13 protein-coding genes are annotated in these 20,552 nt (G+C 59.5%); 10 read left to right on the forward strand and 3 right to left on the reverse strand.

What is annotated here, in order from left to right:
• The first annotated feature begins 300 nt into the window (after positions 1 to 300).
• The 7 genes from GR328_RS09845 to GR328_RS09875 all read left to right on the forward strand — a co-directional run bounded on the left by GR328_RS09845 (position 301) and on the right by GR328_RS09875 (position 13,584).
• Complete coding sequence (locus GR328_RS09845; RefSeq protein ID WP_160884333.1) at positions 301 to 1,611, forward strand: nucleotide sugar dehydrogenase; 1,311 nt, start codon at positions 301 to 303, stop codon at positions 1,609 to 1,611.
• A complete protein-coding gene (locus GR328_RS09850) occupies positions 1,583 to 3,130 on the forward strand; it encodes a glycosyltransferase (protein WP_343039341.1) in 1,548 nt (515 codons plus the stop codon). Before GR328_RS09845 ends, GR328_RS09850 begins: the two co-directional genes overlap by 29 nt.
• A 28-nt stretch (positions 3,131 to 3,158) precedes the next feature.
• Complete coding sequence (locus GR328_RS09855; protein ID WP_160884335.1) at positions 3,159 to 4,361, forward strand: PilZ domain-containing protein; 1,203 nt, start codon at positions 3,159 to 3,161, stop codon at positions 4,359 to 4,361.
• Between the two features lie 56 nt (positions 4,362 to 4,417).
• Entirely contained in the window at positions 4,418 to 5,836 is a 1,419-nt protein-coding gene (locus tag GR328_RS09860) for a mannose-1-phosphate guanylyltransferase/mannose-6-phosphate isomerase (RefSeq protein ID WP_160884336.1), read from the forward strand.
• Positions 5,837 to 6,092: 256 nt separating this feature from the next.
• Complete coding sequence (locus GR328_RS09865; RefSeq protein ID WP_160884337.1) at positions 6,093 to 9,548, forward strand: right-handed parallel beta-helix repeat-containing protein; 3,456 nt, start codon at positions 6,093 to 6,095, stop codon at positions 9,546 to 9,548.
• A gap of 95 nt (positions 9,549 to 9,643) precedes the next feature.
• Positions 9,644 to 10,654, forward strand: coding sequence for an alginate lyase family protein (locus tag GR328_RS09870; RefSeq protein ID WP_343039346.1), 1,011 nt, complete (start codon positions 9,644 to 9,646; stop codon positions 10,652 to 10,654).
• 11 nt (positions 10,655 to 10,665) lie between these two features.
• The gene (locus GR328_RS09875; protein ID WP_160884339.1) at positions 10,666 to 13,584 is read left to right on the forward strand and encodes an SEL1-like repeat protein; all 2,919 of its coding nucleotides are present in this window, start codon (positions 10,666 to 10,668) and stop codon (positions 13,582 to 13,584) included.
• A 484-nt stretch (positions 13,585 to 14,068) separates the two neighbouring features.
• Here GR328_RS09875 and GR328_RS09880 read toward each other — a convergent pair whose 3' ends face one another.
• A complete protein-coding gene (locus GR328_RS09880) occupies positions 14,069 to 14,524 on the reverse strand; it encodes a hypothetical protein (protein WP_160884340.1) in 456 nt (151 codons plus the stop codon).
• A 36-nt stretch (positions 14,525 to 14,560) separates the two neighbouring features.
• On the opposite strand from GR328_RS09880, the gene GR328_RS09885 reads away from it, so the two are divergent.
• A complete protein-coding gene (locus GR328_RS09885) occupies positions 14,561 to 16,486 on the forward strand; it encodes a tetratricopeptide repeat protein (RefSeq protein WP_160884341.1) in 1,926 nt (641 codons plus the stop codon).
• A 204-nt stretch (positions 16,487 to 16,690) separates the two neighbouring features.
• Positions 16,691 to 17,884, forward strand: coding sequence for a tetratricopeptide repeat protein (locus tag GR328_RS09890; RefSeq protein WP_160884342.1), 1,194 nt, complete (start codon positions 16,691 to 16,693; stop codon positions 17,882 to 17,884).
• A gap of 51 nt (positions 17,885 to 17,935) precedes the next feature.
• On the opposite strand, the gene GR328_RS09895 is transcribed toward GR328_RS09890, so the two are convergent.
• Positions 17,936 to 19,012 carry a DUF1565 domain-containing protein gene (locus GR328_RS09895; protein ID WP_160884343.1) on the reverse strand — a complete coding sequence of 359 codons (1,077 nt, stop codon included), beginning with the start codon at positions 19,010 to 19,012 and terminating at the stop codon, positions 17,936 to 17,938.
• 397 nt (positions 19,013 to 19,409) lie between these two features.
• On the opposite strand from GR328_RS09895, the gene GR328_RS09900 reads away from it, so the two are divergent.
• A complete protein-coding gene (locus tag GR328_RS09900; protein ID WP_160884344.1) occupies positions 19,410 to 20,141 on the forward strand; it encodes a LuxR C-terminal-related transcriptional regulator in 732 nt (243 codons plus the stop codon).
• A gap of 178 nt (positions 20,142 to 20,319) precedes the next feature.
• Here the strand turns inward: GR328_RS09900 and GR328_RS09905 are convergent, their stop codons facing one another.
• Positions 20,320 to 20,547, reverse strand: a complete 228-nt coding sequence (locus GR328_RS09905) for a DUF6894 family protein (RefSeq protein ID WP_160884345.1) — start codon at positions 20,545 to 20,547, stop codon at positions 20,320 to 20,322.
• Positions 20,548 to 20,552 lie beyond the last annotated feature (5 nt).

Below are 20,552 nucleotides of genomic sequence, written 5' to 3' on the forward strand. Positions count from 1 at the left end.
AGACTTCGAGCCGTTTCTACTCGAAGACAGCGACCCGCATCCCATCAGGATGCCTGTTTGTACGACAAACAATGCCGAAATGACGTGCAAATTCCCTCGGCAAGTACGCTGCCAAAATTCTTCTAAGATCTTTAGGGTTAAGTTTGGATCTTCGTGGGAGTAGTTCTCAATATAACCCCTCGGGAGTATCTCTCCAGCCGAAATAGTGACGAGAAAATGTCAATCTGCGGGATATCTATTGGACTGTGCCGGCGCCCTGAACGACCGCGCCTTGATCTCTATTCCAACGGGAACCGCCTAATGCAAATCAGTGTCTTTGGAATTGGCTATGTTGGAGCTGTTTCGGCCGCATGTTTGGCTAACGATGGCCACAATGTCATCGCGGTCGATCCGAATCCGCAAAAGGTAGAGCCTCTGAATGAAGGCATAAGTCCAATCATCGAGCCGGGTCTCGGTGAGTTGATCCAGGACGGCATCCGCAGCAAGCGTCTCAAGGCGACAAGTGACATCGGCGAGGCTATTCAGGGATCAGACCTGTCATTCGTCTGTGTCGGCACGCCGTCGCGGCCCAACGGTTCCCTCGACACTGGCTATGTTATGGCGGCAGCCGAGCAGATTGGCGCCGCGATCCGGGAGAAGAACTCATTTCATTCCATCGTCATGCGCTCCACCATCCTGCCGGGCACTATGGAGAGCATTATCGTGCCTGCCCTCGAGCGCGCTTCCGGAAGACAGGCAGGAGTTGGCTTCGGCGTGGCATACTATCCTGAGTTCCTGCGGGAAAGTACTGCAATCACGGACTACTACGATCCCGGTGCAATCATCTTCGGACGTCATGATCAGGCCACCATCGATCGTCTGATAGAACTTCATAAGATCTTCAAGGTCGAGCCCCGGATCGTTTCGATTCGAACGGCCGAAGCGGTGAAATACACCAACAACGCCTGGCACGCCCTGAAAATCAGTTTTGCCAACGAGATCGGCAATATCTGCAAGGCAGCAGGCATCGACAGCCACGCCGTAATGGACGTTCTTTGCTCCGATACGCGTCTCAACATATCGAAAGCCTATCTCAAGCCTGGATTTGCCTTTGGGGGGTCGTGCCTTCCAAAGGATCTGCGGGCCCTGCGCTTCGCAGCTCGAAAGCTGGAGGTGCCGACGCCGGTTCTCGATGCGACCATGGAGGCAAACGAGGAGCAACTGCGGCGCGCCTACTCCATGATCGCCGCCACAGGTAAACGCCGTGTCGGTATTATCGGGTTGAGCTTCAAGCCCGAGACGGACGATCTGCGCGAAAGCCCGCTCGTCGAACTTGCAGAGAGACTTCTCGGCCGTGGTTACGACATCCGGATCTATGATCCGAACATTCAGGTTTCAAAACTGACAGGCGCCAATCTGAACTTCGTAAGATCTCATCTGCCACACCTGACCTCCTTGCTCACGGCCGACATTAACGAGGTGATCGACCATGCTGACGTTTTTGTCTTGGGCAACCGTACGGAGGCTCAACGTTTGATCAGCGTCGTCAACGATGGCCGTCCGCTTATCGATCTCGTCCGTATCGATCAGACAAGGTGTTCCGGTGACTTCTATCAGGGAATCTGCTGGTAATTCCGGCAGCGCCCGGCTCTCCGAGTCGGTATGGGCGCATCTGCTCTATGTAACCGCCGTGGCCGCGCTCGCGGCCGCGCTACCACCGGAAGCCTACCGTGTAATCGGTGGCGGCTTTATTGGTACGATCGGCATCTTGGCGATATGGCGCTACGGTTGGGGGGGGCTACACTTTGCACGAGCTTTGGTCTACCGAAAAAAGGTCTTTCCGCATATGCGAAGGACTGCGGACGCCCTCATCGGGCGACAGGCTCCCAATGCCTATCTGCTCATAACGACGTTCCGTATCGATAGCGCTGTCACGGCCAGAGTCTATAAGGCAGCGTTCGAGGCGGCTATGGCCGCGCCGGGCAAGGTGACGGTCGTTGCTTCAATCGTCGAAGCGGCCGATCAAAGACTCGTCAAAGCTCTCTTCCGAAGCCTCTGCTCAAACCAGGACAAGGTCGATCTCGTCGTCGTCAGAATTGCCGGAACTGGCAAGAGAGATGCGCTCGCCTATGGATTCAGAACAATCGCACGTCGCGGTCCTTCAAAGGACGACGTTGTTGCTGTCATCGACGGGGACAGCATCATTCCTCGGGATCTCATACATAAATGTGCAGGGTTCTTTCTACACGACCCTCAGATCGGCGCATTGACCACAGACGAAATGAGCGAGGTCCGAGGGAGCCGCATTTTCCAGGAATGGTATGCTCTGCGCTTTGCGCAACGGCATACTCTCATGTCGTCCATGGGCCTGTCGGAGCGGGTCCTGACATTGACCGGGCGCATGGCGATGTTTCGGGGCAGTATCATCTGCAATCCCAGTTTTATTCGGCAGGTGGAACTGGATTACATCGATCACTGGCGCTTGGGTCGTTTCAAGTTTTTGACGGGCGACGACAAATCGAGCTGGTTTTGGCTTCTGCGTAACGGCTACAAAATGATCTATGTTCCAGATGTCGTCGTAATGACCGTTGAGGATCCGCCCGCGTCGAACTTCGTATCCGCAGCGGCGATGCTCATGGTGCGCTGGTTCGGAAACATGCTGCGCACCAACTCGAGGGCTGTCGCCCTCGGACCTAACAGGATCGGGTTCTTCACATGGTGGGCCATTCTGGACCAGCGCATGTCCATGTGGACGTCCCTGGTCGGCGTTGCCGTCGCGATGATCGCGACATTCTTCATCAGCGGATACGCATTCCTGCTTTATGCATTGTGGATCCTGCTATCCCGTTATGTTCTGACGCTGTCTCTTCTCGCGGCTCGTCCAAGAGTGTCGGTCTTTTACCCATTCCTTCTCTACTTCAATCAGATCTTCGGATCGCTCATGAAGGTTCACATCACTTTCCGGTTGGACCGTCAGAAGTGGACGCGGCAGAAGACCACGTCGAATAATCGGAACCTGAAGCGTCCGCTTATCGCGAGCAGCTTCATGTCAGCCTACATGCACACACTTTCCCTGGCAGCATTCCTGGCTCTTCTGGCTTGGAGCGTCGACGTACTCCCGACGCCTCGTCATCTGCTGCTGTTTCCGTGACCGGTAATTCCCAATGGAGAAACATGAAATGTCGACGATTACGCACGAAGCTGAGGTTCAAAGACAGCATCCGCGTTATCGCTTGCCGATGAGATGCCTTCACATGGGAGCGCCGGTTTCCGTCATTGATCTGTCCGTCGGTGGAATTGGCGTGAGAAGCAGTGCGTTCGAATCCCGCCCCGGCAGTGTCGTGGATCTTACACTCGTCTTTCCCTTCAACGGATATGATCTGACTCTGCCCGTGCGAGCGGAAGTGCGTTACGTCAATCAGGAACACGGCCGGATCGGGATGCGGTTCGTGGATGTTTCACCACGCCAGCACAATCTCCTCAGGTTTATTCTGAATGCGTATCTTTCAGGTGAAGTCGTAGATGCAGGCGATGTTCTGGATGTCGTATCCCGCAGAAACGAGGGTAAGACTCGGGATGTTCCTCAACGTCCAAATCCGGAGGGGCTTGCTGCCAACCTGGCCTATTATGGGCGCAGCGTCGCAGGATATGGTTTCATCGCGGCCGCGACGCTGTTGCTGGCCGGCTTCATCGGCACGGGTGTGTTTCAGCGGATGTACATCATCCCTGCTCAATCTGCTCTGATCACCACCGATCTTGTCACGGTTCCTGCCCCATCGAGCGGTCAGGTGACCTTTATCGCAGCCGGCAACGAAGTACAGGCAGGTGAACCATTGCTCACCATACAGGGAGCGCAGGGAACCAGCAGCATTGTGATCGACAGTCCTTGTGACTGCTTCATTCAGGCGCGCTACAGCCGCACCTCGAGCTTCGTGCGGGAAGGGGCTCAGATCCTCGTTCTGCGCGAAAAGACGAGCATGCCCTATATCACGGCGAGCATCCCACAAAGCGAAGTTCTGCGCTTCTACCGTGGTGCAAGAGCAGTCATCGAGTATGCCGACGGTACGCTCGTCCGCGATGTGCAGATCGAGCCGATGCCCACCTTCTCAGACGACGACGCCAGCGTGAGACGATTCCTCGTCAAGCTCGCACCGGGACGAGAGCTGGATGATGCCGCAATCGGTCAGCCGGTGTCCGTCGTGTTCAATACGTTCTCAGGGTCGGCGATTGGTGCCGCCGCAGGAAAGGTCAATGCCGGCCTGAATTGGGTCGGCGATGAGATTGCCTCGCTTTTTGGCCAGAAGAGGGAGGAAAAGAGCGCATATAAGGCTGAGCAACGGCCCGATGCGCATGACGGCAAGCAGGTCGCGAACCTCAAATAACTCAAGTTCGTCGCTGGGGAATGCATGGACTGACGTGTCGAAACAGGAGATAAACAATGGACAATATCATTCCCGTGCTGATGTGCGGAGGGTCGGGGACACGCTTGTGGCCGGTCTCGAGGGCCAGCGAGCCCAAGCAGTTTCATGCGCTGTCCGGTGAGAGGAGCCTCTTTCAGCAAACGGTGCAACGCTTCCGTACCGAGCTCTACGCAGAACCACTCGTCATCGTGAACAATAACCATCGCGACCTCGCGCTGCGAGAGATCGGAGAGCTCCATTCCGGTCCTGTACGCCTGCTTGTCGAACCGTGCGTCCGCAGCACCGCGCCTGCGATCGCCGCCGCCGCTGCCTTGATCGCGGAGGAAGATCCGGACCGTCTGATGCTGGTCGCTCCTAGCGATCACCTCATCGAGAAAGCCGATGTGTTTTCCGATGCCGTAAGCCAGGGAGCGCAGGCGGCCCGTCAGGGTCAGATTGTTCTATTCGGGATCCGCCCGACCCACGCCGAGACCGGGTTCGGATACATCGATATCGGAGAACCTTTCGACGATCTCAGCTTCAAGGTGGCTGGTTTTGTTGAGAAGCCCAAACGATCTGCGGCGGAAGCGCTCCTAGCAGGTGGACACCATCTGTGGAACAGCGGAATTTTCATGTTCACCGCGCGCACGATCATGGCAGAACTTGAGCAATATGCACCGGACGTCATGACCTGCGCTCGACGGGCTGTGAGCACGGCCCACCGCAGCAATGATACCATTCGCCTTTCCGCGGAGTTTGATACGGCTCCAGCGATCTCCATCGACTATGCGGTCATGGAGAAGAGCGACCGGCTTGTATGCGTTCCGGTTTCACCCAACTGGCGTGATCTCGGGTCGTGGTCGTCTCTCTGGGATGTCGGATCGAAGGACACCAATGGCAACGTCGCACGCGGCGACACGATCCTGCACGATGTCCGCAATAGCTATGTTCATGGGGGATCGCGGCTTGTGGCGGTGATGGGCGTCGAGAAGATCGTGGTGGTCGATACCGCCGACGCGGTTCTCATCAGCTCCCTTGACCAAGCTCAGAATGTCGGCCGGCTCGCAGTGGAGTTAGCGTCCTCAAAGCGGCCTGAGGCCAACCTCCATCGCAAGGTTCGCAGGCCTTGGGGATCCTACGAGTGCTTGAGGCAGGGCGAAGGCTTCCAGGTCAAGCACATTATCGTCGACGTGGCAGGACGATTGTCGCTTCAGTACCACCACCATCGCTCGGAGCACTGGACCGTCGTGTCTGGAACGGCCCGGGTCACGGTCGGAGAAAGAGTCTTCGTGATGACGGCCAACGAATCCGTCTACATCCCGAAAGGTGACGTGCACCGTTTGGAGAATGTGGGTGATGATGAACTTCACCTGATCGAGGTTCAGTGCGGCAGCTATCTGGGGGAAGACGACATCGTCCGTCTGGAGGATCAATATGATCGTATCGTCGCGATCTGATCGCCGGTGCCGGTTGCAGCGCCTAGCGATCGTCGTGCTCTCTCTCGTCCTGAGCTCAGGAGTCTGGGCTCAGGAGACCGGCGAGATCTCGCGTCTGGCAGAGGAGGCGCGACAGGCATTCGTCTCTGCGGAGCAGGGGACATCTCCTAAGCAGAGAGTCGGAATGTATCAGGTGGCGCTGGCACGGATCCGACTTCTCGAGAAATTCGCCGGGTCTGATAATTCAGGGTCGGCTGAATTGCGGGATGGGGCGCGTATGGCACTCAACCGGCTGGCGGACGATGGGTTGACCCACGACATGCTGGGAGCCCTGTTGCTTCAGGCCTCTCTGGCTGATCTAAGCGCCGGCCAATCCGCTGCGGACAGAACCGAGCTCGGTGTCACGCTCCATCATCTCGCCAGCGGGCAAAGAATGCCGGAGTATCGCGCGGCTGCCTTCATTGAGGTGGGATACGCCTACAGCAAGATCGGTGTGTCGGATCGAGCGTTGAGATACGCCGCACTTGCACTTGAAGCGGCCAAGTCCATTCCCGGTCCAGGCGAGCAATCAGGGGCCTACAACGCAGTCTCCCGTCTCGCTGCGAATCTCGGGTCCACGGGCTTCGCCCTTGCCGACCGAGCCGTCGGGCTCATCCCGCGCCCGAGAGACCGTGCTCATGCGCGACAAGATCTAGCTCTTGCAAAGCTGAGGGGATCGCCATGGCAGAAAGCCTCGAAGGAGCAGCTCTCTGCCGAGGCGCGGAAACGCCTAACAGCGGGTGATATCAGCGGCAGTCTTCAACTGGCGCTTGCGCTGCCGGGAAGTGACGAGCAGGAGAAGCTGCTGAACGAGCTCCTGTCTGGAGGCATCGAGCGCCAGGATTATGAAGCCGCTGTCGCAGTTGCCCAGAGCTTCTACAGTGGCAGTGACCAACAGAAGGCGCTCGCGTCGATCGTGAGGGCGCTCGCAAGTAAAGGAGTTCCGCTGCAATCCGCAGCCGTTCTTCAATCCATGCAAGAAGGGTCGGCGAAGATCGCGGCCCAATTGGCGATCGGAAGCGAGCTGGCACGCGCAGGCTATGGCAAGATGGCGGAGCAGCTTTTCGGGCAAGCTCTTCAGAGCGCCGAAAAATCTGACAAGGCCGCTCAGGTGGTGATATGGCCTGAAGTGGTTCGCGCGATGACTCGCGCCGAGCGTTTCGATGAGGCTCTACGTTATGCCAAACGTCTCGAGCCCAGCGCCGAGACATCATCCGCCCTCGGCGATCTTGCAAAGCGGCTGGCCGACAGCAACCGTATCGCAGAAGCCTATGATCTGCTGCCTCGGATCGAGCAGCAGGAGGACCGATCTCATGCGCTCAGCGGAATCGGACGAGCCAAGGCTCAGTCAGGAGATTCGGCCGGAGCCCTGCAGATCAGCAATGACCTGACGGATCCCGAAGATGTCGGACGTGTTCTCTCCGCAGTGGTCGAGTCCCACTCACAATCTGGCAGGTTCACCGAAGCGGTTGCCCTTGCCGCACGGATCCGGGATGCGGATTACCAAGTAGAAGCTTGGGTCGATATTGCCCGACTGGCTCGCAAGAAGAACGAGGAGACGACAAGCGAGCATGCCTACAGTGAGGCGATCCGTATCGCTGAGGCGCAGCAGAACCGCGACAGGGACAAGGCCTATTACAAGATCGTAAAGTCGTTGTCGGATCTTGGCGACAGGGCACGGGCGATCGAACTGAAGCAGCGCATCATCGACGACGAGGTCCGGACTCGGGCTGATCAAGCGCTCGCCAAGGCCGCTGCCAAACAGGCTGTGGAGCAGAAGAAGCGCAGCAGCCTGCCGGACCCCGTTCGCGAGCGCAGCTTCAGCACGGCGCTGCGTGACGAGGACAAGCAGGACATTGCCCTTGAACTCGTCGGGCTCCCGAACGGTGTCATTCTTGCTTCCGACCTCATTCGCACGATCCGCGACGACAGGGCCCGTGGTGCCGCGTTCCGCCGTCTCGCCGAGGCTCAGATGGCAGCACTGTCCGCCTCTGTCGCCGATAATCCGGGAGAACTCGACGATAACGCCGAGAGCATCACTCGGGATCCTGCTGAGGAGGGCGAGCTCGGAAGAGAGCGTCGGACCAGGAAGGGCTTGGTCGTGGCCTCTGTGGAGAATGAGGCTGAGACGGTCAGCCGCAGGCCCATATCTCAGAGCTTCCTGAGAGCTTCCGATGTTCGCGCCACGGTTCCATGGCCTTCCGGGGCAGTCGTCGGCGTGACCTTTGCGAACTACAATCTCTACGTATCCAAGTTCCTGGACGAGGGCCCCAGCGGAGATACTCGCATCGAGCAGGCCGTGCGCTACCAGGGAACGCCTGCACCGCGCATCATTGTCGTGCAATCCGGTGTCACGACTTTGGGAATGCTCGCCAGGCAACTGCGGGGGACCCAGGACCAGGATCTGATTGCCCTTGAGGCTGATGTTCTCATCCTGCGAGCACCTGTGTTCGTTGCTCCGGGTGCTCGTCTCATTCTCTCGCGCTTGGATGTTCCTTCGTATCGCCTCAGCGCGGGTGCCGGAGCGTTCATCGCCAGCGCCGGTGAGCTTCAGGCCGTCGATGCGGAAATCGTCGGCTATGATGAAGAATCCGGGCAACCGGCCTGGTCGGACACAAGTCGCGTCCACAATTTTCGCCCGTTCCTTCTCAGCTGGGGCGATGGGCGCATGGATGTTGCGGGATCACTTCTGACAGCCCTTGGATACGAGAATTCGAAGTCGTTCGGCCTGTCCTACTCGTCTGGACCTATCCGTATTGCCCAAATTCGCGACCAGGCGCGTGCGACTGGTCACGTCGTCGACAACGTATTCCGCAATTTGCATTTCGGATTCTACTCCTACGAGGCCGAGAGCATCCATATCGTCGGTAACGAGTACGTCGACAACGTCGTCTACGGCCTCGATCCTCATGACCGGACAGGTAAGCTGACGATTGCGCTAAACACTACGTATGGCACAATGTCCAAGCACGGCATCATCATCTCGCGTGAGGTGGATGATAGCACCATCGCCGGAAATCTTAGCTTCGACAATGTCGGATCCGGTATCATGCTGGATCGCGACAGCTCAAACAACATCGTGCATGCAAACAGCGCATTTGATAACGGGCAGGATGGCATCACGCTGTTTGAAAGCTCGTGCAACCTGATCAGCAACAACAGCCTCATGGCCAACAAGCGTGATGGCTTGAAAGTTCGAAACAGCTTCGACATTGGCGCCTACGACAATCGCATCGAAGCGAATGGCGCTGCAGGTGTGAGCGCCTATGTGGCGAACCTGCTTGAGACCAAGAGCGGTGAAACACGCGACTTCAAGATGGATCCATACGATGCCGTGACGAGCATCTCGCTGAGGCGCAATTTGATTTCGTCAAACGGGAGCGGAATCTCTGCTCAAGGCGCGTCGGGCCTGGCCATGTTCTCCAACAAATTTGTGAAGCAATCTCGCCGCTTGTTCGGGGGCGACCTGCGAGGTTTGGAGGGTCCTGTCCTCCAATCGTCGAGGGCCAGCACGTTGATTGCAAGCACGTGCCGCCCCGCGAGGCCCGTCGTCGCCTGCCGCCTGCGCGAGCAGGGATACTTCGAGGGCAGCGCAGAGGTCCACATCTTTGACCCTCAGGCCAGCACCGACTGTACCTCTTCCGACGGAAGCGTTCAGCAGCGCGCCTTCAGCAGCACCTCTCAAGGGACATAGCGGCCAGCATGAAGCATATTCTCGCGATTCTGATCCTCAGCGTCATCACCACCGGTTCCTCATTCGCTCAAGCGAGGATGACAGGTGTCTTGGATGTGGAGCAGCGCCGCGCTGCTCTCGCACAATCTGCCTTCGCCAGCATTCGTGCGGCGTGCCTTGCCATTCCGCGCGAGGCATCCTGGACGACACTCAAGCCCATCGCCGCACTGAAGGCGACTGAAGGATATGGGACGGATGGCTCAGCCAATGATTATGCCTGGGCGGTCATGGTACTGACGGGGCGCGCACTTGCCGGAGACGTGCAATCAGAAACATCTCTCCGCGATCTTCTGCTCAACTGGGCGAAGGCTAACGCCTTTGCTCGTACGGAAGTCGAGAACGACGCCTATTACGCCTTAAAGCGCGTGCTTCTGCCGACTGTTGTTGGATACTCGATTATCCAGGGCGGTCTCGATGACGAGCAACGACGGGTCATCGCGGCATGGATCGATCCTCTCGTTCGTAAAGTCGATCATATCTTTGATGGTTCCGTTGATCACAACAACCACCGTTACCTGACTGACAGCGTTCTTATGGCCTGGGGGGCAGTGGCAGGTGATGAGGCGCTCTATTCCAAAGGTATCGAACGCTATCGCGCCATTCTCGCGGAGGCGCGAGCCGATGGCAGCCTGCCGCTTGAGACGCGACGTGGGGCGCGAGCTCTGTGGTATATGCGGCAATCTCTTTCCAGCATGACCGTGATTGCGGAGATTGCGGCAGCGCGGGGCACAGACCTTTATGCGCTGAGTCATAACGACGTTACGTATGACCGGGTCCTATCCTATACTCTCAACGGGATCACTGAGCCGCGGATCGTTCTGGCGTACGCTTCAGAGAACTACATCCCCGGTGATGAATCCGACTTCCGCAAGGCTGACCTGGGCTTCCTCGCCAAGCGTGGGCATGGACGCCATTACATGGCGTGGGTGGAGCCGGTTGTTGCGCGGGATCGGGGTGGTTTGGCGACGCGAAGACTGAAGGCTCTCTTCGCTCGGAGCATCAAGAACGAAAGGCCCTTGATCGATGAATTTGCCGGCGGCAATGCGACTTGCATCTGGGGACGCTGATGATGAGCCGCATGAGCGCTGCCGCCTTCCTCACGATATCCTCGCTTCTTACGATGCCGCAGGCTTGGTCGCAATCCTTGCCGGAACCGGAGATGCGCAATCGATTCCTGATCGAGATGCAGCATGTCGAGCAATTGCGCCAACGGCAGGATCAGGAGGCGCTTCTCGAGCAGGCACAGATTTTGTTGAAGGGGCTGCCCGTCAGCGAGACAAACCCTCTGCGAAAGGCCCGCCCTGACGAGGCCGAGCGCCTTTTGGAGCGCGCCCTAGCTTCTCCGGGACCCCGCTGGCCGGACGCTGCCGTTCGGCGCGCCAAGATGCTGCTGAAAGACGGGGACAAGGCCTCAGGCGAGCGAGCGGCCGAGCTCCTGCGCCGCGCCGCGGCCATGCAGAACCGGGAGGCGGCGTATCTGCTCGCAGGCCTTTTGGAGACGGGCAACTCAGTACCGCGTGATGCGGCGGCGGCCAGGGGGCTTTACCAGGTGGCCCTGCGCCTTGGCCATGGTCCCTCGGGTCTGTCCCTCGCACGTCTTGAAAGCGATGCTGCGAAGGCGAATGTTTTCGCAAGTCAAGGTTTGCGGCTTCTGTTCCAAGAGGCGCGCCAAGGAGCTGCGGATGCCGCCAAGACGCTCGCGGATCATTATCGCTCCACAGGCGACAACTCTTCCGAGCGGCTCGGTGTCGCCTTCGAATGGTACCGTCGCGCGTCTGATCTCGGGGATGCAGAAGCGTCCTTGCAGCTTGGTCGTATGCGGCAGGACGCGGGATCCCCGCTGTATCGGATCGAGGAAGCCAGATCGCATTTCCAGAAAGCAGCCAATGACGGCCTGATGGAAGCTGCTCTCGTTCTCGCCGAGGACCCTTACAATGGTGGGCGTCTGGGTGTTCCTGCCGGCGAAGCCGAACTCTGGCTGAGAAGAGCTCTCGAAACGAACTCCCCACGGGCTCTTGTGCTGGCGGTGGAAATTCGCAGCCAACAGGGTCCTGAGGGGCGCGAAGAGGCGAAGGTTCATCTCGTCGACGCCCTGAAGAACATCGACAACGACTCTGGCGTTCTCATCGCGCTAGGACGCCATCTCCGCGCCGGCGACCTTATCGAGCGGGATATGCAGCTCTCACTGACGTTCTTCGACAGAGCCGCTGGACAGGGGAATGCAACGGCTGCTTACGAGTTCGCGCGCACGGTCCTCGCTTATCCGGACGCTGCGACGGATTCGATGCGAAAGACGGCGATCGAGCGTCTCCAAACTTTAGGCGAGCATGGTCATGTCAAGGCTGCCATCACCTTAGGCGACGCATTGCTGAACGGAAACGGTGTCGATCCGGAGCCGGAGGAGGCGCGCCGCTGGTATGAAAAGGCTGCCGAGGGCGGGTCGACCATGGCGCTCGTACGTCTCGGCGACTTCTATTCGAGGCGCTCTGGTCATACCGACGTCCCGCGAGCGCTCGAATGGTATCGCAAAGCAGCCGATGCGAATATTTCGACGGCAATGATCCGGCTTGGACGCATGTACAATGAGGGGCAGGGAGTCCCACAGGATTATGCGCTGGCGGCTACATGGTTCAGCCGCGCGGCCGCAGCGGGGAGCGGGCCGGCCATGGTCGAGCTGAGCGCCCTTTACTCGCGCGCCGGAGGGCCCGGGCACTTCAATCTTGCGCGCGAGGCTCTCGAGAAAGCGGTCCGCACCGGCGATACGCGCGCCTCCATCGCTCTCGCGAAGCTCTATCTTGCACGCGGTGAGCAGGCCTTGGCTGAAGCGGTTCTGAAGAAGACGGCGGAATCGGGTGACTCCGAGGCAGCGTTGCAGATTGCGGAGCTCTACCTCTCGCGAGGAGCCGATCAGGCCGGTCTCGCCCGTCGCTGGCTGACATCCGTAGCAAAAGCGGCCGTTAACCAGGATGAACTGATGGTTCGTGTCGCGGTCCTGCAGATCAGCGATCCGGTAATGGTTTCCCAAGGGGCTTCCACATTGGAGGCGCTTGCACGCAAGAACAACACCGATGCGATGACGGCTCTCGCGCAGGCTCTCCTGGGCGGGACAGGCATCGAGCCCGACCCCGCCCGCGCTGAAGTGCTGCTTCTCCGGGCTATTCAGCTAGGGAATGACGGAGCCCGTTTCGTACTCGCAAGAGCCTACCGGGAGGGGAACGGCATCGAGAAGAACCCGGCCCGCGCCGTCGCGCTCTACCGCGAGATCTACAACGACGAGCCAGCGAATACCAATGTGCTGCTTGCCCTGGGCGACGCCTACGTTCGCGGTGAGGGCGTTCCACGCGACCGGACATTGGCTGCCCAGTTCTATGCCCTGGCTGCGAAGAATGGCGATCCAGAAGGAAAGATGCATCTGGGGATGGCGTATCTTTACGGCGGCGGCGTCCCCCGCGACGGGGCGGAGGCTGAGCGCCTTCTCTTCCAGGCTGGTGAGAGCAACCTGATGATGGCAAGGCTCCAGCTCGGAGACGCAAAAGTCTCAGGAATGGGTGTTGCCATCGATCCCGAAGGAGCCTTTGCCTCTTACCTGCGCGCAGCGGAAGCAGGCGCTCCCGAAGCCATGATTGAGGTGGCGCGCGCACTCAGGATGGGCTTTGGCACCCAGGCTGATCCCGCTCTCGCCCAATCCTGGCTGGAGCGAGCCGCGCGCATGGGGTCGCAGGATGCCCTCTACGAGCTGTATCGCATGCATGCTGTCGGCAAGAATGCAAAGCCGCGGGAGGCCGAGCGCTGGCTCCTCCAGGCAGCACAGAATGGTCATCCCGCCGCGATGTATCATCTGGCTCTGCGCTACCAGCCCCCCGCATCCGATCAGAACAACATTGATGGCAATGAGTGGCTAGCCAAGGCGGCGCAGGCCGGTCACTGGCAGGCAATCAAAGCTATACGCAAGAAAAAGCTGCCGGAGTCCGGGGAGGGCGATGATGACGACGAATAGACGTCCCAAGCATAACGTGAATTCCAGCGCGATGAGTGGCACCGGCATGAAACAGCTTACCCGATTTGGCGACCTACTCGACAAGAGGATCAATCAATCGGCGGCAGGAGCTGTGATTGCGATCTCGCTTGCGGCGATAATCGTCCAGGTAGGCCCTCTTCACGCTCAAACGGCCGCACCTCGTTCCTTGGCTCCGACGACTGACTTCAGCAAGCTCTGTGTAGCTCCTCCGAAAGTCTCTCTGACCAGGGACTGGAGGAAGTGGAGTAAGGGACAGTCAATCGGCAATCTCGACGAGATGTACGATGCGGCCATGCTCTATGCGGATGGCGCGCCGCAGGTTCCCCGCGATCCGGCAACAGCCCGGAAGTTGTTGGAGGAGCTGTCTGTCCGGACATGGCCGGGAAAGGCGCGCGCTCTTTATCGCCTGGGCAAGTTGATGCTCGACCCAGCAGCGGGCCCGGTCGATGCCGAACGCGCGGCATCATTGTTCACTACTGCGACCGCCATGCTTCACATGGACGCGGCCGTTCAGCTTGCGCGACTTCATGAGACGGGGCGTATCAAAAATGCCGATGTCAAGGAAGCCGAACGCCTGCTGCGCACCGCCTCGGCCGCTGGCAACGTGGACGGCGTCATCGGGCTTGCGCGCCTTCAACAAAGCGGTCGCACCGGTGCGGTGCCCAAGACGGCCACGGATGATCTCGTCAAACTCGCTCTCCTTATTCTGTACGGCGATCTCGGCCGGGGCAAGTGCAGTTCCTTGTATGAGATCGGGACGATCCTGTCCGATGATACGCTCGTTCCGGGCGGGTTGCCGGAATCGATAAGGTGGTTCGAAGCCGCGGCGCGACAGGGAGATCACCGCGGCGATCTGGCACTTGCCGAAATTTACATGCAGCGGCGGGCCGTAGCCACGCCGGATGTCGTCGTCCGACATCTCACCCGAGCTGCAGAGGCAGGATGGGCCCAGGCCATGACTTCGCTGGGCGAGTATTACCTGCGGGGCGAAGGAGCGCCCAAGGACATCGCCAAGGGCGTGGCATGGCTTGAGAAGGCAGGCACCTATGCGGATATCGACGCCTACAAGCTCCTGGCGCGTCACTACCGGGGAGAGTTCGGCTCAGCTCCCGATCTCCCGAAGGCAGTGGAGGCACTTTCCCGTGCCGTCGCCCTGCCAGGTCATGGCACAAGCGTTCTCGTGTCGCTGGCCCGCCTTTATGCCGCCGGGATCCGAGGACAGCCGGATATCGAGAGCGCGCTTGCACTTTATCGACAGGCTGCGGATCGTGGTGATCCCTCCGGTCTGACGGAGCTTGCCAAACTCCTGTTGGCCAGGCCGCAGGATGCCGAAGGGACGGATGTGGTCGCGCTTCTCAAGGATGCGGCAGACCGCGGCAGTCCCGATGCGATGGGGCTACTTTCCGATCTCTACGAATGCAGCGCCGTTGTTTCTCCAGACATGGAGCAGGCACGTTCATGGCTCGTGCGCGCAGCCGCGGCGGGACACCCGCGCAGCATCGCGGCTCTTGCTTCCAGGGCCGGAGCCGATCCGGAGATGACCCGTCGAAACATGGAAGCTCTCAAGGGCGCCGCAGAGGAGGGAGATCGTGAGAGCATGGTGCTCCTGTCCTTTGCCTACAGAACGGGCCAAGGCCTCGACCGTGACGAACGTCTGGCTGCCAAATGGCAGGAGGCCGCGCTTGCTCCCGGCGAAGACCGCTCCCGGGCCCAACTTCTCCTGGCCCGCAAACTCCTGAACGGAGAGAGGGGTGGGGCTGACGAGGGTTTCGCTCGGGGCCTGCTCGAGGAAGTTGCGAGAGATGGCGATGCGAATGCGGCGTTCGAACTGGGGCGCCTTCTGGTTTCGGCTGCCCAGTCCGACGGAGACGCGCGCGCCCGGGGTGTGGCGCTTCTACAGAAAGCGGCCGCGTCGGGGATTGCTCCTGCGATGGCGATACTGGCGGACCAGCCCGACGATCAACTCCGATCCACCGGCAGGACGGCAGCCGAATGGAGGCGCTCGGCAGCGGAGGCCGGCAACGCCCGCGCAGCGATCTCGCTCGCGGCTCTCGCGAAGGATCCGTCGGAAGCGTCGGCCTGGATTGCCAGGGTCGAATCCCTGCCTGTTTGTTCCGCAAGAGACATGGTGGAGCTGGCCCAGATCCAGTCACGGGTCAACGGATCCCGGGGAGCCGAGCAGGCCCGCATCTGGATTCAGAGGGCCGTCGACACCATGAAGTTCAGCGAGCCGGATTCCGCGACGCTCTTCCTGATAGGACGTACCATGCTCGAGGGCGTTGGCGGGGCATCGGACCAGCAGGCGGCACTGGCATATATCAAACGTTCCGCAGACGCGGGAAAAGTAGAGGCCATGCGCTTCCTCGGACGCCATTATGCCTCCGGAGCTTTGGGAGAGGGCGATAACGGCCTTGCCATCGAGTGGCTGGCCCGAGCCTTGCAGGGTGGAGACGAGGGGGCTGCAACAGATTTGGCGCGTCTGGCCGCGAGTGCGGAGGAAGACGCCCCGGCCGCCATCGCTGCGCTGAGGGCAGCTGCCGAGGCTGGTTTCGCCCCGGCGGTGCGCGAGTACGGGCGAAGCCTGCAGTTCGGCTTTGGCGGTGCCGCCGATCCTGCACAGGGAGCAGCCTGGCTGCGAAAGGCGGCTGATGCGGGTGACGTGATGGCGATGAAGGAGCTCTCCCGCGCATACGCGTCAGGCTATGGCGTGGAGCTCTCGGCCAATGCCAGCACCGATTGGCTGCTGCGCGCGGCCAATGCGGGTGATGCAGAGGCCATGTACGGTGTCAGCCTCGCCATGACTCTCGGGTTCGGAACCGAGGTGAATACCGAAGCGGCGCAGAAATGGCTCGCCACCGCCGAGGCGACGGCACGCAGGTGATCATTCGAAAACGGCGGCCACGAAACGGGTTCTCGATAGCCGCGAACTAACGCAGAGGAGAAGACGATGGTCAGAACGAGTCATATTTTGCTCCTGAGCTGTCTCCTGGCGAGCACTGCGCTCGCGGCTCCGGCAAGGCAGGCAGCTGCGCCTGCTGCATCGCCGGCGGCGCAAGCCAGCCCAAGTGCGGCGCAGCTGAAGGCGATGTCTACGATACGCCTTCTCAAGCTCGGTCAGGTTGCATTGTCGGCAAAGGTCGAAACACCGGGGTTCGTGACAGGTCTCGAGGCGCTGAAGATTGCATCGTCCCGTGGAGACCGCACAGCAACGCGGATGTTGGGCAAGGTCATGACGCGCCACCAGATTTCCATGGCGTCGAATGGACCGAAGCGTATTGAAAGCAGGTTGAGATATGAAGCGATGCGCGGAGCGTCCAGCTCGGTGCTGGCTGTTGCGGGCATGTATGATCGCGGCGATGGTGTTCCCGTCGATACGAGGAAAGCGGCCGAATGGTATCTCTGGGCCGCGCGTGTCGGCAATCGCCGGGCGATGGCGAACGTGGCTTACGCCTATGGGACCGGCCGGGGTGTTGAGCGAAATGAGGAGGCTGCTCTGAAATGGCTCGAGGAAGTCAATCCCGGTCGTCGCCGCATGACTCTCGTTGATATCGGCTGGGCGCTGGTAAACGGATCAGAGGGAAGTGTCGACATGCCTGCGGCTTTGCGCTTCTTCGAGAGAGCTGCGCAGATTAGTCCTAACGTCGCCTACCAGGTTGCACTCGATCTGGAACGTGGAACGAAGGGCGCCCAGAACCGGGAAGCGGCCGGGCACTTGATCAAGGTCGCTGCCGAACGGGGCGACAGTGCTGCCGCGACGCATCTTGCGAACATGCTCGCCGGCAGCGACAAGCCGGAGGATCAGCGTCAAGCAGTGCAATGGTACGGGTTGGCGGCGCAGGACAAGGAGAACTCGGCTGCTGGCCAGGGACTTTCCCGGCTTTTGGCCCTGCGCCCGAACAGCGATCTCGTGCCCAGCATCGTCGCAGGCCTGGAGAAGGCCGCAGCGGCGGGCAATCACGAGGCCTTGATCGGATTGGCGCAAGCCTATTCCGAGGGAAGAGGTGTCGAAGCCTCGCCGGAACGCGCCGCAAGCCTCCTGCAGCGAGCAGCCGATGCCGGCATCCCGGAAGCGAAGTACAGACTCGGCTTGATGTACAAATCCGGTATCGGTGTCGGCATGGATCTGAGCAAGGCCATAGAGCTGATGAGCAGCGCCCAGGAAAGCGGATTCCCGCTGGCTGCCGTGGCCCTGAGCTCTATGATCGATCAATCGTCCACCAGCTCGGTCCCTGAGCAGGCGGCGCCCAAGGCGGAAGAGGGCGGAACTGCAGTCAAGTGATCGTCACTTCTCCCACCAGCTGCGTCGGGGCCAGCCGGTGGGAACGCACCTCTAACACTTCTGGCGCGGGTTGATCTTCGCGGCGAACTCGCCCTTAACACCGGTGTCCTTTCCCGCGATCGTATTGCCGCAGATCTTTCCTTGTGGTCCCCGCTGGACCTTCAGGCTGCCAAAGGCATTGTCGCGGAGGGTGTTGGAATAGGCATCGTTGCCGGTTCCATCATTGTCATCGTCGCCGCCAAGGCGAATGCCGGCACCCCGGTTCCCGTAGACGACGTTATGGCGGAACGTGTTGCCGCTGCCACGCGCATCGAGTCCTGCGGATTGTCTGTCGCGCTGGCCCGTGCAGCTATTGTGCTCCACGATGTTTCCGGAGGAGCCTTCCTTGATATCCACACACTCGTTACCGCGCGTGTTGAATGTGTTGTGATGGATCCAGTTCGCGTCAGAACGGTCTATGGATGCATCTGGTACGCCTCGCCCCCCAAGCTGCTCAGGAGCAGTGCCGATATACACGCCCTCGCCATTCTTGCCTCCGTCCTTGTACACGAAATCGTAGACTCCGCAGTTCTCGATCGTCGAATTGGCGATCTCGTTGCGTTGCGCCTGATAGCGCAGTCTCACACATTCTCCACCTGCATTCAGGAGCCTCATGCGAATGATGCGGAGGCCTGTGACGCCGTCGCCAGGTCTGTTTCCAACTGCATAGATGAGCTTATCCCGATAACTGTCCTTGCTCTGTGCCGGACTGTGCCTACCGTCGATGGTGAAGCCATGCAGCTCAATGAAGTCATGGTTGATTTCAGCGACCCGGCTGGCGCCTGCACCAGAGACAACGGCATTGCGTCCGCCTCTGATGACGATAGGCCGTCCGGGCTGCCCGTTTCTGACGGTTCTGAAATCCTGAAAGTAGCGGCCAGCTGCGAGCTCGATCGTGTCGCCTGGCTTTGCCCGCTCCAATGCCCCTTGAATAGTCTGAAGTGGATCGGATCTCGAGCCGGTCCCCGCGGCACTGCCGTAAGGGGCTACAAAATATGTCTCCGCGCACGCTCCCGCTGCGGATGACCCGAGGCATATCGCCAGCAGCAATGTCCGCAGCTTGATGCGAGCGGAGAATTCCCCATTCATGTGAATCTCCTGATCGGCGAATGTCTGGTGTCGCCAAGCCGTTCCTCCGGGCAGTTCCGGCTGGCTCGAAGCAGTGTACGGGATTGCCCATGAAGATCTAAGAACAGCATATCGCGCTTGCTATTTCTGCCGGAATCACTCCCGACGCTTCTTGTATGAAATAGCCTGTTTGATGAGGCTTTCACGGAGAAGTGTCACCTTTGTGGCGGCGGTGAAATTGATTTCGTCCGCTGTATATAAGCAGTCGTCTCGAAATGCGAAAAGTCACAACCACACGTCATTCAGCCTGTTACTCCCTAAGCAGTAACTGGTACCTCCTTTGCCTCAGTAGTCCAGGACACGGCTCGCCGTATAATCGGGGGTAATCTTTGCGGAAAGGCTCCCCCGTATGACAAACATGCTTCAGGTCACCACGATCTTGGGCTGCAAAAATTCCATGCTCCGCGAAGGCATCAGGCATATTCTATCGAGCACGCGGTACAAGGTGCATCCCGAGGACTTGAGCTGTCGAGGTACGTCAGCGCCGCAGATTTATGGTCACGAACCTTTTCTCTTCATTATCGATAGTAATCTCTACCCGAACGGACCAACGGCCATCGTCCGGGATCTGAAAGGGCAGCATAGCGAGGCGCGTGTCGTGATTCTCGCAGACGGGTTCGACTTCGAGGAAATGAAGCTCTCACTCCAAGCTGGCGCAGATGGTTATTGTCTTGCGACGACAGGATGCGAGGCGCTGATCAAGTACTTGGATCTCGTCATGTTGGGGGAAGTGGTTTTCCCATCATCGCCTCTTCTGAATGCCATGTCATCTTTGAGCGAGACCGCGAATGTTCGCAAGGAGAGCGCTTCGGTTGCAATGTCTCCTCTTCATTCGGAACGGCTGACCGAGGCGAAGGAATCCGTGATCCGGACGTTGTCGAGCCGGGAAGCGGAGATTCTCCAATGCCTGATGGAAGGCGCGCCGAACAAGGTGATCGCTCGCAGACTCGAGGTTGCCGAGGCAACCGTCAAGGTTCACATCAAGGCGATCCTAAGAAAGATCCGCGTCGCCAACCGTACCCAGGCGGCCATGTGGGCCGTCAACCATCTGTCGGACGCAAGTCCGGAGACTCTGTGGCCCCAAGCCTAAAACATTCTCGGCGAAGTGGCTCCGGCTCGCCGCCTGAAAATGCGGCGAACCAAAGAAGAGCCGTGGTTCCACGTTGAGGGATACATCCGAGCCTGCGGATCGTGCTGGGTTGCCGCTCTCGCTGCGCGACAGACTTCAGAATAACAGTCCGGGTACAGTTCTGGTCTTAGGCGACGGCTTAATGCAGGCCATGCGTGAGTCTGATCGAGAACAGCACCTTGCCGCTCGGGTCCGTGGCCTCCAACTGCCAGTTGTCCCAGTCGATCAACTCTCCGTCCGCTTCCGCGCGAAGTTCCGCAATGGCTTTGAGGGCCTGAGCCCAAGCCTGATCCAAATCTCTTACTTCGACACCCTCGTCGTCAATAATCGTCTCGTCAGCGCTAACCAGGTTGAAGTAGCATCTCATGATTA

Source organism: Microvirga makkahensis, from assembly GCF_009830105.1.
Classification (GTDB): domain Bacteria; phylum Pseudomonadota; class Alphaproteobacteria; order Rhizobiales; family Beijerinckiaceae; genus Microvirga; species Microvirga makkahensis.

Excerpts from the sequence above, each read along its gene's own strand:
- GR328_RS09890 (WP_160884342.1), top strand. The coding sequence starts at position 16,691 with ATGTCTACGATACGCCTTCTCAAGCTCGGTCAGGTTGCATTGTCGGCA.
- GR328_RS09855 (WP_160884335.1), top strand. The coding sequence starts at position 3,159 with ATGTCGACGATTACGCACGAAGCTGAGGTTCAAAGACAGCATCCGCGT.
- GR328_RS09900 (WP_160884344.1), top strand. The coding sequence starts at position 19,410 with ATGCTTCAGGTCACCACGATCTTGGGCTGCAAAAATTCCATGCTCCGC.
- GR328_RS09880 (WP_160884340.1), bottom strand. The coding sequence starts at position 14,524 with ATGTCGGACGACGACATCCGGCGTGGCTACGGCCCGCCGCTGCATGTA.
- GR328_RS09905 (WP_160884345.1), bottom strand. The coding sequence starts at position 20,547 with ATGAGATGCTACTTCAACCTGGTTAGCGCTGACGAGACGATTATTGAC.
- GR328_RS09875 (WP_160884339.1), top strand. The coding sequence starts at position 10,666 with ATGAGCGCTGCCGCCTTCCTCACGATATCCTCGCTTCTTACGATGCCG.
- GR328_RS09860 (WP_160884336.1), top strand. The coding sequence starts at position 4,418 with ATGGACAATATCATTCCCGTGCTGATGTGCGGAGGGTCGGGGACACGC.
- GR328_RS09865 (WP_160884337.1), top strand. The coding sequence starts at position 6,093 with ATGGCACTCAACCGGCTGGCGGACGATGGGTTGACCCACGACATGCTG.
- GR328_RS09895 (WP_160884343.1), bottom strand. The coding sequence starts at position 19,012 with ATGAATGGGGAATTCTCCGCTCGCATCAAGCTGCGGACATTGCTGCTG.
- GR328_RS09885 (WP_160884341.1), top strand. The coding sequence starts at position 14,561 with ATGACTTCGCTGGGCGAGTATTACCTGCGGGGCGAAGGAGCGCCCAAG.
- GR328_RS09845 (WP_160884333.1), top strand. The coding sequence starts at position 301 with ATGCAAATCAGTGTCTTTGGAATTGGCTATGTTGGAGCTGTTTCGGCC.